This window comes from Actinomyces acetigenes, from assembly GCF_031296635.1.
Taxonomy (GTDB): Bacteria; Actinomycetota; Actinomycetes; order Actinomycetales; family Actinomycetaceae; genus Actinomyces; species Actinomyces acetigenes.
This window is the reverse complement of sequence record NZ_JASPFC010000003.1, coordinates 118,844-132,830: the sequence shown is the minus strand read 5'-3', so window position 1 is coordinate 132,830 and position 13,987 is coordinate 118,844. Positions and strand designations below refer to the sequence as shown.

Genomic DNA, 13,987 nt, shown 5'->3' with positions numbered 1-13,987 from the left:
CGGCCGTGCCATGAGCCCCTCCAGCAAGAAGAACAGATCGCGCGAGACCGTGAAGGCCGCCGGCGCCCTCGTGTGGCGTGAGAACGGCAAGCACCTCGAGGTGCTCCTGGTCCACCGTCCCCGCTACGACGACTGGTCCATTCCCAAGGGCAAGGTCGAGTCTTGCGAGTCGGTGCGCACCTGCGCCGTTCGTGAGGTCGCTGAGGAGACCGGCGTCCAGGTGATCCTGGGCCAGCCCCTCAGCCGCGTGCGCTACAAGATCGGCGACGGTTCGCGCAAAGAGGTCCACTACTGGGCCGCCCGCGTCGCCCCCGAGGCCTCGGCCGCCGTCGCCGCCCGTTGCGCCGTCAAGCCCGCCTCGGCCAAGGAGATCGACGGCGTCGAGTGGCTGCGCGTGGGTCATGCCCGCAAGCGCCTGACCTACTCCTACGACCGCGACCTGCTCGGAGAGCTCGTCGACCTGTGGGAGGACGGCAAGCTCGACACCTGGACCCTGGTCCTCGTGCGCCACGGCCGCGCCGTCAAGCGCTCCGTGTGGAACCGCCCCAAGGAGCGGGACAAAGAGACCGACGAGGCCACCCGCCCCCTGACCCACGACCAGGGCGAGACCCGGGCTCGTGCCCTTGTCCCGATCCTGGCCGCCTACGGGGTCGGGCGCGTCATCACCAGCCCCTGGAAGCGCTGCGTGGACACGGTCGCCCCCTACGCCGCGGCCGCGGGCCTGGACCTGGAGACGGCCGGGGCGCTGACCGAGATGGCCCACGCCCACAGCCCCAAGGGCGTGCGCTCCGTGGTCAAGAAGGTCCTTCGCGTGCGCGAGGAGCCGACGGCGCTGTGCACCCACCGGCCCGTCCTGCCCACCATCATGGAGGTCGTCTCCCAGTATGCCCCCGGAAAGCTCCTGCGCTCCGTGCCCGACCGGGACCCCTGGCTCAAGACCGGTGAGATCCTCGTGGTTCACATGGCCCGCCGCCCCCGCGGCAAGATCCGCGCCGTCGCCATCGAGAAGCAGCGCCCCGTCCTGTCCGAGGGCCGCTGATTCGAAAGGGGCGCAGACTCGAACCGATGTCTTTGCTGGGAGAACTATGGACTCGCGGGTTACCAGGATTCTCCGGTAACCCGCGAGTTGATTCCCCTCTCGAGATGATGGACTGCTACTGGCGGATGACGTGGTCGTGCGGTAACGCCCCGTTGATCACATCCGGCTGCTGGGGCACATGGCGGCGGGACCTGCGCCATGCCAGGAAGGCGAGGACGTCGAGGGCCAGGAGGCTCAGCAGTGAGGCATGAGCGGCGAACCAGAACGGTATGGCGTGGGGCAGCAGCTGGCTGGGGTCGAAACCGTGCTCCTCCGCACGAGCCGTCGTTGTGGCGTTAGCTGAGAACCATATCCCATACAGACTGATTACGCTAAGGTTCAATAACGTCAGGATTACTGACGTCAGTCTGTGAAGCGACGTATCTTTGTAATGTTTCGCCATCAGTTGCACCCATTCCGTAGGAATCCGACCAATCCTCGATCAGGAATTTTTGTGTCGAGATTCCAGCTCGGTTTGGTAGGGTTCCATAGTCTCACTGCGTCCCAATGGCAGTAGAACTGATTCTTCATAGAACTAGTGTTTGGGTTGGGGTGGCCGTTGCGCTCCGTTTCGTCGAGAGTCTCCTGCCAGGCTGCGGCGCGGAATGCAATGCCTGCTGTTCTCCCCCATAGTGTCGGATACACCATGAGTGTGGGACTCCACTCCCATAGGTCAGCCCATTCGGTGTGGTCGATGAGATTCCCTGCCCACCAAGGGTCTGCAACGACCGGGAAGGCAGTGGTGCTGTCGAAGGAAACATGTTGTGTCAACTTGTTTCCGTCTATACTGTACGATGTAGGCACATTTTTCCCGTTGGCGTCCTTTGCCCAGGGGGCGGCTATGCCTCCTAGCCATTTTCCGTCCGCTCCGATCAGGGACACGCTGCCATCGTCTTCCATTTTAAAGGAAGAGCCTTCAGCTCCGTTAAAGGTGTACGTATAGTCGCTCGGTGAGGAGGCTGAGTCAATGACTGTTGCTATCTGGACAGATCCGTCACTCTTTGGAAGTACTGTTGTGCTGTGGTCTCCGTCCTTATAGATGATTCCTCCTACTGGCGAAGACTCTGCTGCTGTTGCTGAGCTGCCTGATAGGGCAATTCTAATGTCGGAGCTATCGGAGTCCTTGTCATCGACCGTGATGTCACCGGATGCCTGGCGGGGCATGGTGACAGTGCTATTGCTTGTCTCGACCGTATATCCGCCGGAACTTGAGGTTGGAGTCGCATTGTCCTGCGTGACGATTTCTCCGGCATTGGAGAGCGTGGTTGCTGTGGGGTCTGGATCTGCGGCAGTGGGTGTGGCGAGGGCTGCAAGTACTGGGATGCTGACGATGGCGACTAGTAGGGGGGGGCTTCCGAGTTCTCATCACTGGCTCCTGGTTCTCTGTGTTCGGAGAGTTCCGGGATGTGTGGGGAGATGCGGCAAGGAGAGGTTCGACGGTGTTGCGGCTCCCGTTGCGCAGGGGCCGTCAGCGCTCCTCAACTCCCGATGGGGTGCCACATATTTACCACAGTATCAAATTGTGTTCGGTCTCACAAGCATCGTTTGCCATCCGCTTGCCGCCGCTGCCCAGAACCCTCATCCGGGGCGCCTATCGTGACCGCTGCCTGACCATCACCCGGTATCCGACTGAACCTCCGACCCCCTCTGACTGAGCGAGGCGAGCCCGTGCTCCTGACCCGCCGCGGCGCCCTGGGCACCCTGAGCGTGGCCACCCTGACCGCACTGACCGCCTGCGGGCGCGACGCCGCTGGCGGCTCCGGGACCGGGCGCACCGAGCTCGTCGAGGGCGCCATCGACTTCGCCGGCACCGACACCCCCATGACCGCCGACGAGATCAGCAGGATCGGCGGCGTCGGCCCGACCGTCGGCCGAGGTCTCCTCTGCTTACCGTGGTGACTCCGGCTGCGAGCGGGACCTGCGCCATGCCAGGAAGGCGAGGACGTCGAGGGCCAGGAGGCTCAGCAGTGAGGCATGAGCGGCGAACCAGAACGGTATGGCGTGGGGCAGCAGCTGGTTGGGGTCGAAACCGTGCTCCTCGGCACGGTTGACTGCCGCGGTGTCGGCATTGCTCCACAGCACGAAGAAGCTGATGACCGAGGCGTTGAGCGTCGCCAGCACGGAGAAGAATGCGGGGCGTGAGGAGATCGTGAGGTTGCGGTCGTGGGTCATGTCGATGTCCTTCATCTGAAGCGGTCGTCTCCGCACCACCGTATCGAAATATGACCGTCCTCACGGGAGGTGTTTACCGGCCGTTTACCCCGGTCACCCGGAACCTTCATCCGGGGCGCCTATCGTGACCGCTGCCTGACAATCACCCGGTATCCGACTGGACCTCCGACCCCCTCTGACTGAGCGAGGAGAGCCTGTGCTCCTGACCCGTCGCGGCGCCCTGGGCGCCCTGAGCGCGGCCACCCTGACCGCGCTGACCGCCTGCGGGCGCGACGCCGGCGCCGCCGACCCCAACGCCTCCAGCGACCTGGTGGGGGAGATCCGCGGCGCGGGCGCCACCTCCCAGTCTGACGCGCAGGACGCCTGGATGAACACCTTCATGGGTGCCAACCTGCGCGTCACCGTCGACTACGCCGGCGGCGGCTCCGGGGCCGGGCGCACCAAGCTCGTCGAGGGCGCCATCGACTTCGCCGGCACCGACACCCCCATGACCGCCGACGAGATCAGCAGGATCGGCGGCGCCGTCGAGCTGCCCCTCTACATCTCCCCGATCGCCGTGGCCTACAACCTGCCCGGCTTCACCGGCGAGTCCCACGTCAACATGACCGGCGAGGTCCTCGCCGAGGTCCTCTCCGGGGCGATCACCCGCTGGAACGACCCCGCCCTGGCCGCCCTCAACCCCGGCGCCGCCCTGCCCGACCAGCGGATCATCGTCGTGGGCCGCTCCGACGACTCGGGCACCACCAAGGCCCTGACCACCTACCTGGCCACCGTCGCCCCCAAGGCCTGGCCCCACGAGCCCGAGGAGACCTGGCCACTGCGCGGCGGCCAGTCCGGCGACGGCACCGCCGGCATGATCCAGACCGTCTCCGCGGCCACCGGCACCATCGGCTACGCCGACGCCTCCAAGGTCCCCGCCACCCTGGGCACCGTCGCCGTCGGCTCCAACGGGGCCTACGTGCCCGTCTCCGCCAAGGCCGCAGCCACCGCCCTCGACGCCGCCACCCTGGGCACCGAGGCCGACGAGACCCGCCTGCTCTACCAGCCCAGCCACGACGCCGAGGGCGCCTACCCCATTGTCCTGGTCTCCTACCTCGCCGCCCGCCTGCGCTACGACGACGCCCAGATCGCCGCCGTCGTCAAGGCCTACCTGCGCTTCGCCGCCTCCACCCGGGGACAGGACGCCTCCACCAAGGCCACCGGCTGCGCCCCCATCACTCGCGAGATGCGCGAGAAGATCAACGCCGCCATCGACAAGATCGCCGCCTGAGCCGGCCGGCCCGACGCCGCACCGAACCACATGACCAGCCAGCACCCACCCGCCCAGCCGCCGCCCCAGACACCCCGAGGAGGGTCAGCCGTGGCCAGCAGCACCACTCCACCGCCGTCGTCGCCGCCCCCAGCGGGCACCGCGACCGCCTCCAGCAGCACCGACGACGCCATCATCCAGCCCGGCAAGGCCCCCGGGCAGACCGGCAACAGGATCTTCACCGGCCTGTCCTTCGGCGCCGGCACCTTCATCATGGTGGTGCTCGCCCTCGTGGCCGCCTTCCTCATCCGGGAGGCGCTGCCCGCCCTGACGGCTTCGCGCCAGACCCTGGAGTCGGTCTCCTTCATGCGTGACCGCAGCCTGTGGGGCTACGTGGCCCCGCTCGTCTTCGGCACGCTGCTGTCCTCGACCATCGCCCTGGGCGTCGCGGTGCCGCTGAGCATCGGGGTGGCCCTGTTCATCTCCCACTTCGCCCCGCGCCACCTGGCCCAGGCCCTGGGCTACATGGTGGACCTGCTGGCAGCGATCCCCTCCGTGGTCTTCGGCCTGTGGGGCTTCCTGTGGCTGGTGCCCCTGCTCGACCCCATCAACACCTGGCTCAGCGAGCACCTCGGCTTCATCCCGCTGTTCGCCGACTACACGGCCCCGGCCAAGAACATCACCACCGCCTCCCTGGTCCTGGCGGTCATGATCCTGCCGATCATCACCGCCACCATCCGCGAGATCTTCCTCCAGACGCCCACCCTCCAGGAGGAGGCCTCCCTGGCCCTGGGCGCCACCCGCTACGAGATGATCCGCCAGGCCGTCCTGCCGTTTGGCCGCTCCGGCATCATCTCCGCCTCCATGCTGGGGCTCGGGCGCGCCCTGGGCGAGACCATGGCCGTCCTCATGATCCTCTCACCCGGCATGGGGCTGAACCTGCGCATCCTCCAGGCCGGCCAGCACCAGACCATCGCCGCCAACATCGCCTCGCAGTTCCGCGAGGCCTACGGATTGAGCGTCAACGTGCTCATCGCCACCGGCCTGGTCCTGTTCATCATCACCTTCGCGGTCAACTCCCTGGCGCGGTGGATCATCGCGCGCCGCTCCGAGTTCTCAGGAGCCAGCTGACATGACGCCCACGAACACCCCCGAGCCCACCGCCGGCGCCGCCTCCAACGGCGCGTCCTCCCGCCCCGAGCCCACCGCCGGCGAGACCGGCGCCCCCGCGCCCAAGTCCCTCAAGGCCGCGCTCGCGGCCGCCGAGGCCCCGGCCGCCCCCGTCGACCCACTGGCTGACCCGCCCACCATCGAGGGCGTGCCCCTGACCTCCTACCGCCTGCCCGACTGGTTCATCTGGGCGGCGCTGGGAGCCGCCTTCGTCGTCGTCGGCGGGATCGGTCTGCTGGTCGGGTGGAGCATCGCCGCCGTCGTCGCCCTGACCGCCCTGGTGTGGGTGGTGGGCGCCACCGCCGTGTCCTGGGTGCGCGAGGGCGAGCGCTGGGGCCGCAACACCCTGGTGACCCTCCTCATCTACCTGTCCTTCGCCGTCGTCATGGTGCCGTTGGTCTCCCTGGTGTGGATGGTTCTGTCGGGCGGCTCGGCCCGCTTCGGCTATGACTTCCTGACCACCAACATGCGCGGCGCCGACGCCTCCAACGGCGGCTTCTACCACGGCGTCGTCGGCACCCTGCAGATCACCGGGATCGCCACCCTCATCTCGGTGCCCCTGGGACTGTTTACCGCCGTCTTCCTCGTGGAGTACAACGGCGGCTGGATCGCGCGGGTCATCACCTTCCTCGTCGACGTCATGACCGGCATCCCCTCGATCGTGGCCGGGCTGTTCGCCTACTCGATCTTCCTCATCGTGGCCGGCCCCCGCTACCAGGCCGGCATCATCGGGGCAGTCGCCTTGAGCGTCCTCATGACGCCGGTGGTCATCCGCGGCGTGGAGGAGATGCTCAAGCTCGTCCCCTCCCACCTGCGCGAGGCCTCCTACGCGCTGGGCGTGCCCAAGTGGCTCACCATCGTCAAGGTCGTGCTGCGCACCGCGGTGGCCGGCATCACCACCTCCGTCATGATCGCCATCGCCCGCGTCATCGGCGAGACCGCCCCGCTGCTCATCACCGTGGGCCTGACGATCCGCACCAACACCAACCCGCTGGACGGCTCCATGGCCACCCTGCCGGTGCTCGTCTACGACCAGTACTCCCGCGGGGAGGCCGCCGCCATGGAGCGGGCCTGGGCCGGGGCGCTGACCCTCATCATCCTGGTCATGCTGCTCAACCTCGCCGCCCGCCTCATCTCCAAGTACTTCAGTCCCAAGGGCGGCCGGCGCTAGACCAGTCGGAGCCGTCTCGGGACCACCGCGCCCGCAGCGCCCCAGAGCCCTCAGCAGTCCACCTCAGGTAAAGGAACCGACGTGTCCAAGCGCATCGACGTCATCGGCGAGAACATCTACTACGGCGACTTCCTGGCCGTGAAGGACGTCAACGTCGTCATCGAGCCCAAGTCCGTCACCGCCCTCATCGGCCCCTCCGGCTGCGGGAAGTCCACCTTCCTGCGCACCCTCAACCGTATGCACGAGACCATCCCCGGCGCCCGCGTCGAGGGCCAGGTCATCGTCGACGGCGTCAACCTCTACGGTCCCGGCGTCGATGCCGTCCAGGTGCGCCGCGCCATCGGCATGGTCTTCCAGCGGCCCAATCCCTTCCCCACCATGTCCATCGCCGAGAACGTCCTGGCCGGCGTGCGCCTCAACAACCGGCGCATCAAGAAGTCCGACGCGGACGACCTGGTGGAGGCCTCCCTGCGCGGAGCCAACCTGTGGGACGAGGTCAAGGACCGCCTGGACCGTCCCGGCCTGGGCCTGTCCGGGGGTCAGCAGCAGCGCCTGTGCATCGCCCGCGCCATCGCGGTCAAGCCCGCCGTCCTGCTCATGGACGAGCCCTGCTCCGCCCTGGACCCCATTTCCACGCTCGCTATCGAGGACCTCATCTCCGAGCTCAAGACGGACTACACGATCGTCATCGTCACCCACAACATGCAGCAGGCCTCGCGCGTGAGCGACATGACCGGATTCTTCAACCTGGAGGCGACCGGCAAGCCGGGCCACCTCGTCGAGTACGACTCCACCGACAAGATCTTCTCCGCCCCCAGCCAGCAGGCCACCGAGGACTACATTTCCGGCCGCTTCGGGTGAGGATCGAGGGGCCAGGTGTCACGAATGGCGACTTTTCAGGTCGCCTGAGGCCGGTCTGAGCACCTCGGAATTACGTTTGTGCAGGTCAGCGTATGCCACGTCGATCCGAGAGCCGGTGCCGCGCAGGTAAAAGTCGCCCGGAGTGACACTTTTGGGCGCCTTGCGTGACACGGCGGTGCGGTCACGAGAGGGAGGCCGGCGACAGGACGCTCGGGAGAGGGGGACGTCGGGCCGGAGAGCGCCAGTCGGCGCGAATGCCGCTCGCGGCGGCTTGAGTTGGAGCCCGGGGCCCGTCACGGCCCGACGCCGCATAAAAGTCTACAGGCCCGGGCTCCGGGCCGCGGCGGTGTCCACGCGGTGAATCCACCCGGCGGACGGGCGCCTGGTCTGCCCTTGGCTGGATCTGCCCTGTCCGGGCCGTCCCGGTCTTCCCGGAACTGTTGCGTTCAGGCGTCCTCGGGGGCGTCCAGGCGGTAGCCGACGTTGCGCACCGTGCCGATGAGGTTGTCGTGCTCGGTGCCCAGCTTCGCGCGCAGGCGACGGATGTGCACGTCCACCGTGCGCGAGCCGCCGATGTAGTCCTCGCCCCACACCTCGTGCAGGAGCGCGTCACGGGTCAGGACCCGCCCCCGGTTGGCGGCCAGGAACTTCAGCAGCTCGAACTCCTTGTAGGTCAGGTCCAGGATCGTGCCGCGCAGTCGGGCCGTGTAGGCGGTGACGTCAATGACGAGATCGCCCACGTCGATGCGGTCGTCGTCGACCTCGTCCACGACCGGGACGTGGGCGCGCAGCAGCCGCAGCCGGGCCGACAGCTCGGCGGGCTTGGCGCCGGCCATGACGAAGTCGGCGGCGCCCCAGTCGATCTGCACCGCGGCGGCGCCGCCCTCCTCCACGATGAGGATGATGGGCGGGCAGTCCATGGGCCCGGTGAAGAGCTGGCACAGAGCGCGGGCGCGGGTCAGGTCCCCGCGGGCGTCGATCATGACGACGTCGGCGCTGTCCACCTCCGCGTAGGAGGACGGCATCGGGGGGAGGCACTCCACCGGGGAGTCGAGGAAGGCGGTCGCCGGCAGGACATCAGTGGCCTCACTCTCACGAGTGAACATGATGATCCGCATGGCTGCTCCTCCCATGGCTCGCGACCTGGACTCGCCGGCGCAGTCGAGCTGAGCAGCGGCGATACTGTTGGGACAAGTCAACCACACCTGGTCGCGGGTGAAATCCCCTGGGGCAACGACTGTCCAGATACTGACCACCCAGGAGGATGATGGGGTGGGGCTGGAGTGGGCGCCGCGGCCGCCCGGGTGTGGGACGATGCGTGCTGTGACTACCCACCACCGACGAGCCCAGCCGGCCGCGCGCACCCGTGGGGCCTCCCGCGGCTCGCGCGCTCACTTCCCTGCCGCAGCCGTTCCGGCGGCCGCCGGCGGCGCGGCGGACTGGGCCAGCGTCATCAGCACGGGTGACTCCGGCGTCTCGGCCGGGCCCGCCGAGTCGGAACCCGCCGCACGCGCGACCGACTCGGATACCTCCGGTGAGTCGGCCAGCTCCTCCGGTGCTCCGGGGACGGCCCGCTCAGCGGACTTAGGGGATGACGTCGACCTCACCGAGGACCTGGGCTATGCCACCCGTCGTGCCTCCAACCGTCCCAAGGAGCCGGGCCTGGTGGACCCGGCCTGGACCCGGCTCGCCTTCGCGGGCGTGGTGCCGTTGCTGCTGGCGGTCGGCTCGGTCCTGCCTGGCTGGGTGAGGCTGGCCCTCGTGGCCGTCCTGGTGCCGGCCGCCGCGCAGGGCTGGCCCGCACTCGTGCGTGCCCGGCACGACCTGGGCGGCACGATCGTCATAACGATCAGTGGGCTGTCGGCCGCCGTCAGCGTCTACCTCCTCGACGACATGGGGGTGGCCGGCCTGGTCATGGCCTTCTCGATCCTGCTGGCTTTCGTCGGCCAGATGCTGCGGCGCGACGGCCGGCACAACCTGGTCGAGGACCTGTCCTCAACGGTGGCCGGCTGCCTCGTGGCGGTCTCCGGTTCGGCCTGGTGCGCTCTGGAACCGGGACTGGCCGACCCGGCCATCGTCGTGCCCACCTGCCTGGCGCTGTTCGTCGGCGCCGTCCTGACCGTCCTCAACGTGCGTGCCCGGATGCTGGAGGCCCTCACTGTCACGGTGCCGGCCCTGTTCGCCGGCGGCGCCGGCTACGTGCTGGCCTCGGCCGGCTTCTTCGGCCTGTCCCACATCAGCGCGACCGCGGCCCTGCAGAGCGCCGTGGCCTGCGTGGTCGTCGGCTTCGTGGCGGGGGTCCTCATGGCCTCGGGCAACCGCGTCCTGTGGACCCACCGGTGGGTGCCCGGCGGGCGGGCGGCGGTGGCCTCCGCGCTTGTGCCGATCCTGTCGGTCGGCGTGCCGGTCTACGCCATCGCCCGCCTCCTGGGCGGCTTCATCGCCGGCTGACGGCGGCCGCCCGGCCCAGCGAGGCCCCGAGAGCGCCCCCTCAAGGCGCCCGAATGTCCAAATCGGTGACAAAGAGACTACGAAGCCCTGCGGTCAAGCGAAGGAACCGCGGAATCATGCGGTTTCGTCTGGCGCGCTCAGCGCTCCTCACCGCCTTTGTCACAGATTTGGACACCGCGGTGCAGATTCTGCCCGGATTTGCGGCTCCGGGATGCGGTGGACGCACGGGGCGCCAGCGGATCCGCGCGGCCCGGGCGGGCGGCGCGCATGATGCGGCCCGGGGTGACGTCGTAGGCTGCGGGCATGGCATTCACGCTTCCTGACGACCTGGCCCCCGAGCTCTACCCGCTGGCGTGGCTGGCCGGCACCTGGCGCGGTTACGGCATCCTCACCTACGGCGAGATCGTGCCCGAGCAGGCCGTCTACCAGGAGATGACCTTCGACCATGACGGCGGCCCCTACCTGCGCCAGACCACCACCATCTGGACGGTCGACGCCACCCGCTCCAAGAACCTCGACTTCGAGATGCCCGGCCTCCAGGGCGCCTCCCTCCTGGCCCCCGCCCAGATCTGGTCCACCGAGACCACCTACTGGCGGCCCGTCGGCCAGGAGCAGCCCGACGCCGACGCCGCCGACACCAAGGGCTCCGGCGGTCCGCTCACCCCCGTCACCCGGCTCGAGCTCGTCTCGGCCGACCCCGCCGGCCACGTCGCCGTCTGGGAGGGCTGGATCCAGGGGCCGCGCGCCCAGGTCGGCACCCAGGCCGTGGGACGGGCCCGCACCGCCGTCCCCGTGGAGGAGATGACCCGCATGTTCGGGCTCGTGGGCGGCGACCTCATGTGGACCCAGGACATGGCCGCCTTCGGCCAGAGCGAGGTGACCACCTACGCCTCGGGCCGCCTCGGCCGCGTCGACGACGTGAATGACCCCGCCGCCCAGCCCGGCTCCGCCCTCGACCCGGCTGAGTCAGCCGAGGAGTCCCCCACCTCCTCTGCGCCCGCCTCCGACGACGCCGAGCCAAACGCCTGATGCTCTCCTCCCCGCTGCTGACCCGCCCCGGCGCCGTCGCCTCCGCCCCGGGCGACCCCGACCAGGCCGTCCCCGCCCACTTCGGCGACCCCGGCCGCGAGCAGTCCGCCCTGGCCGAGGGGCGCGCGGTCTGCGCCCTGGCGCGCGACGTCGTCACCGTCACCGGGCCGGACCGCCTGAGCTGGCTGACCACACTGTCCAGCCAGGTGCTCACCGCCCTGGAGCCCGGCGACGGCGGCGCGGAGACGCTGCTCCTCGACGCCCAGGGGCACATCACCCACGCGCTCGCGGCCCTCGACGACGGCCGCACGCTCTGGCTCGTCACGGAGGCCGACAGTGGCGAGGCGCTGGCGGCCTTTCTGGACTCCATGCGCTTCATGCTGCGCGTCGAGGTGACTGAGCGACCCGACGTCATGGCGCTGGGCGCCCTGGGGGAGGGGCTCGAGGCCCTGGCCCAGGCGGCGCGCGACACCGCGTCGGATGCCTCCGATTCACCGGAGGCACAGGCCGACGCCGCCGAGCCCCAGGGCTCACTCATCGGCCTGTGGCGCGACCCGTGGCCGGGTGTCGTCGAGGGCGGCACGAGCTACGACGTCGGAGCGGACCGGCCGCATCCCGGCCAGGGCTACCGGGCCGGCTTCGTCCTCGTGCCCGTTCGGAGCGTGGACGCCGTGGCGCAGGCCTTCCTCGCCGCAGAGGAGGGTCGGCGCCTGGCCGGCGCCCTGGCCTGGGAGGCCCTGCGCATTGAGGCCGGCCGCCCCCGCTGGGCCCGCGAGGCCGACGCCCGCGCGATCCCCCACGAGCTGGACTGGCTGCGCACGGCCGTGCACCTGACGAAGGGCTGCTACCCGGGCCAGGAGACGATTGCGCGCACCCTCAACCTGGGCCGGCCTCCGCGCCGCCTCACCGTGCTCCAGCTCGACGGTCTCGTCGGCGACCTGCCCCGGCCGGGGGCGAGTGTGCGCATGGGGGAGCGGGTCGTGGGCGCCGTGACCTCCGTGGCGCGTCACCACGAGCTCGGCCCCATCGCCCTGGCTCTGCTGCGCCGGGCCGTGCCCGTGGGCGAGCAGCTGACCGTGCAGATCACCGAGGTCGACGAGGCCACCGGCGAGACCGTCCCCGTCGGGAGGGTTGACGCCGCCCAGGAGGTGCTGGTCTCCCCCGAGGGGCGCGCCCAGGCCAGTCCCTCCGAGCGGCCCGGCGCCGAGCTGCGCAAGGGCCTGCGGCTCTGAGCGGTCCCGAGTCCGATTGGTTTCGGATGTCCCGAGCCCGGGCCGGCTGCTCTGGGACCCGAGCCCGACTTGCGCCCGGTGACGGTCCGGGGGCTGTCACCCGCGGTGGCCAGTCGCTGTCGGCTCGAGGCTGAAACAACGGTTGTCGGGTGCGTGAGGCGTCAACTGTTCTCGCTGGGCGTGGCCGCCTGTCTGGGCTCGGTGACCGGCGACCGGTAGCCTGGGTGCGTGAGCGTCCTCAATGCTGTGTCATTCTTTCTCGCCGAGGCGGTCAGGTGGAGCTGGATCGCCGCCCAGGTCGTCTCCCTCGTCATGGGGATTTGGGCGCTGGTCGACTCCCTGATGCGGCCGGCGGAGTACTACGCGGCAGCAGGAAAGAGCACCAAGCGATTCTGGAACGTGGTCAACGCGGTGGGCACGGCTGTTGTCGGCCTGCTCGGGGCCGCCTCGATGTTGGGCCTGCTGGGCGTGGTGGCCAGCGCCGTCTACCTGGCGGATGTGCGCCCGGCGCTGCAGGCGCTGGCGCCGGTGCGGGTGCGCTCCTCGATCCGTATTCCGGGGCGGGCCTCCCAGCGCCGGCCGAGGCGCGATGGGCGCGGCAGGAGCGCTGGTCGCTGATGCGCGCGGTCATTCAGCGGGTCAACCGGGCGGCGGTGCGGGTCGACGGCGAGGTGGTCGGCGAGATCACCCACCCCGGCCTCATGGTCCTCGTGGGCGCCACGCACGACGACGGCCCCACTCAGGTGGCCACCGTGGCCCGCAAGATCGCGGACCTGCGGCTCCTGGAGGGCGAGCTCTCGGTGACCGACGTCGGGGCGCCCGTGCTCGTCGTCTCCCAGTTCACCCTGTACGCCGACACCCGCAAGGGCCGGCGCCCCACCTGGAACAAGGCGGCTCCCGGCGAGGTGGCCGAGCCCCTGGTGGAGGCTGTGGCCGAGGACCTGCGCGGGCGCGGCCTGGAGGTGGCCACCGGCCGCTTCGGTGCCGACATGAAGATCGACATGGAGGCCGACGGCCCGGTGACGATCCTCATCGAGGCCGAGTAGACCGACTAAGCTGAGGACGCCGCAGAAGGAGCCGCTGAGATGACGGGGCGTTCGCGGGCTGTGGTCATCGCCATGATGCTGTGGTGGGCCGTCTTCGGCTGCATCAGCGTGTCCTGGGCGCTGGGCTCCCCATGGCTGGTCGACACGGTCCTTCAGGGTGAGGGGCTGCGGCTCGCCCAGGAGAGACCCACCTGGTTCGTTGCGGTTGTCCTCGTCTCCGGGCTGGTGAAGCTGGGGTTCGTCGTCTTCGGCTTCGCCCTTCTGCGCCCGGACATCATCAGGGTTCCGCGCTGGATGCGCCTGGCCTTCGGCTGGGTCTCGGGAGCCCTGCTCATGACCTACGGGATGGTCGGCTCGGCGCAGGTGATCCCGACGATCATGTCCGGAGAGCCGCTCTCTCGCTACGGCTGGTGGCGGCTGGTTCTGTGGATGCCTCACTTCTGGGTGGGCGGGATCCTGGTGCTGGCCGCGACGGTCGCCTACCTGCGCTGGAGCCGTTCCGACATCGTCGAATCGCGGCTGGTTTGA

General features: G+C 69.4%; 16 protein-coding genes. 12 read left to right on the top strand and 4 right to left on the bottom strand.

Translation table 11 applies throughout. The features are described from left to right. The first annotated feature begins 10 nt into the window (after positions 1–10). The gene (locus RIV14_RS02180) at positions 11–1,039 is read left to right on the top strand and encodes an NUDIX hydrolase (protein ID WP_075373326.1); all 1,029 of its coding nucleotides are present in this window, start codon (positions 11–13) and stop codon (positions 1,037–1,039) included. Between the two features lie 115 nt (positions 1,040–1,154). Here the strand turns inward: RIV14_RS02180 and RIV14_RS02175 are convergent, their stop codons facing one another. Both RIV14_RS02175 and RIV14_RS02170 read right to left on the bottom strand, forming a co-directional pair. After that, a complete protein-coding gene (locus RIV14_RS02175) occupies positions 1,155–1,421 on the bottom strand; it encodes a hypothetical protein (protein WP_256699359.1) in 267 nt (88 codons plus the stop codon). Between the two features lie 59 nt (positions 1,422–1,480). Beyond that, positions 1,481–2,242, bottom strand: coding sequence for a DUF2599 domain-containing protein (locus tag RIV14_RS02170; RefSeq protein WP_143224246.1), 762 nt, complete (start codon positions 2,240–2,242; stop codon positions 1,481–1,483). Between the two features lie 504 nt (positions 2,243–2,746). Between RIV14_RS02170 and RIV14_RS02165 the strand changes: the two genes are divergently transcribed. Beyond that, positions 2,747–2,977 carry a hypothetical protein gene (locus tag RIV14_RS02165; protein WP_075373324.1) on the top strand — a complete coding sequence of 77 codons (231 nt, stop codon included), beginning with the start codon at positions 2,747–2,749 and terminating at the stop codon, positions 2,975–2,977. Here the strand turns inward: RIV14_RS02165 and RIV14_RS02160 are convergent. Further along, positions 2,966–3,250 (bottom strand): cell surface protein, encoded by a 285-nt coding sequence (locus tag RIV14_RS02160; RefSeq protein WP_256699358.1) that lies wholly within the window; start codon positions 3,248–3,250, stop codon positions 2,966–2,968. The two genes, RIV14_RS02165 and RIV14_RS02160, sit on opposite strands and share 12 nt — an antisense overlap. 196 nt (positions 3,251–3,446) lie before the next feature. On the opposite strand from RIV14_RS02160, the gene pstS reads away from it, so the two are divergent. The 4 genes from pstS (at position 3,447) to pstB (ending at position 7,701) form a co-directional block, all read left to right on the top strand. Beyond that, entirely contained in the window at positions 3,447–4,520 is a 1,074-nt protein-coding gene (gene pstS / locus RIV14_RS02155; protein ID WP_075373322.1) for a phosphate ABC transporter substrate-binding protein PstS, read from the top strand. A 30-nt stretch (positions 4,521–4,550) separates the two neighbouring features. Then, a complete protein-coding gene (gene pstC / locus RIV14_RS02150) occupies positions 4,551–5,630 on the top strand; it encodes a phosphate ABC transporter permease subunit PstC (RefSeq protein ID WP_256699357.1) in 1,080 nt (359 codons plus the stop codon). Between the two features lies 1 nt (position 5,631). Then, positions 5,632–6,840, top strand: coding sequence for a phosphate ABC transporter permease PstA (gene pstA, locus RIV14_RS02145; RefSeq protein ID WP_178387906.1), 1,209 nt, complete (start codon positions 5,632–5,634; stop codon positions 6,838–6,840). An 81-nt stretch (positions 6,841–6,921) separates the two neighbouring features. Beyond that, positions 6,922–7,701 carry a phosphate ABC transporter ATP-binding protein PstB gene (gene pstB / locus RIV14_RS02140; RefSeq protein ID WP_003781705.1) on the top strand — a complete coding sequence of 260 codons (780 nt, stop codon included), beginning with the start codon at positions 6,922–6,924 and terminating at the stop codon, positions 7,699–7,701. A gap of 446 nt (positions 7,702–8,147) precedes the next feature. On the opposite strand, the gene RIV14_RS02135 is transcribed toward pstB, so the two are convergent. Beyond that, positions 8,148–8,819, bottom strand: coding sequence for a winged helix-turn-helix domain-containing protein (locus tag RIV14_RS02135; RefSeq protein ID WP_070659766.1), 672 nt, complete (start codon positions 8,817–8,819; stop codon positions 8,148–8,150). A gap of 196 nt (positions 8,820–9,015) precedes the next feature. On the opposite strand from RIV14_RS02135, the gene RIV14_RS02130 reads away from it, so the two are divergent. The 6 genes from RIV14_RS02130 to RIV14_RS02105 all read left to right on the top strand — a co-directional run bounded on the left by RIV14_RS02130 (position 9,016) and on the right by RIV14_RS02105 (position 13,987). Beyond that, on the top strand, positions 9,016–10,152 hold the full coding sequence (locus RIV14_RS02130) for a hypothetical protein (protein ID WP_075373320.1): 1,137 nt from the start codon (positions 9,016–9,018) through the stop codon (positions 10,150–10,152). 303 nt (positions 10,153–10,455) lie between these two features. Continuing rightward, positions 10,456–11,181 (top strand): heme-binding beta-barrel domain-containing protein, encoded by a 726-nt coding sequence (locus RIV14_RS02125; RefSeq protein WP_075373319.1) that lies wholly within the window; start codon positions 10,456–10,458, stop codon positions 11,179–11,181. Then, complete coding sequence (ygfZ, locus tag RIV14_RS02120; protein ID WP_075373318.1) at positions 11,181–12,413, top strand: CAF17-like 4Fe-4S cluster assembly/insertion protein YgfZ; 1,233 nt, start codon at positions 11,181–11,183, stop codon at positions 12,411–12,413. The genes RIV14_RS02125 and ygfZ overlap by 1 nt, the downstream gene beginning before the upstream one ends. Positions 12,414–12,641: 228 nt before the next feature. Further along, complete coding sequence (locus RIV14_RS02115; protein WP_075373317.1) at positions 12,642–13,031, top strand: DUF2516 family protein; 390 nt, start codon at positions 12,642–12,644, stop codon at positions 13,029–13,031. Beyond that, the gene (dtd, locus tag RIV14_RS02110) at positions 13,031–13,459 is read left to right on the top strand and encodes a D-aminoacyl-tRNA deacylase (protein WP_075373316.1); all 429 of its coding nucleotides are present in this window, start codon (positions 13,031–13,033) and stop codon (positions 13,457–13,459) included. Before RIV14_RS02115 ends, dtd begins: the two co-directional genes overlap by 1 nt. Before the next feature lie 39 nt (positions 13,460–13,498). Beyond that, on the top strand, positions 13,499–13,987 hold the full coding sequence (locus RIV14_RS02105) for a DUF3995 domain-containing protein (protein WP_075373315.1): 489 nt from the start codon (positions 13,499–13,501) through the stop codon (positions 13,985–13,987).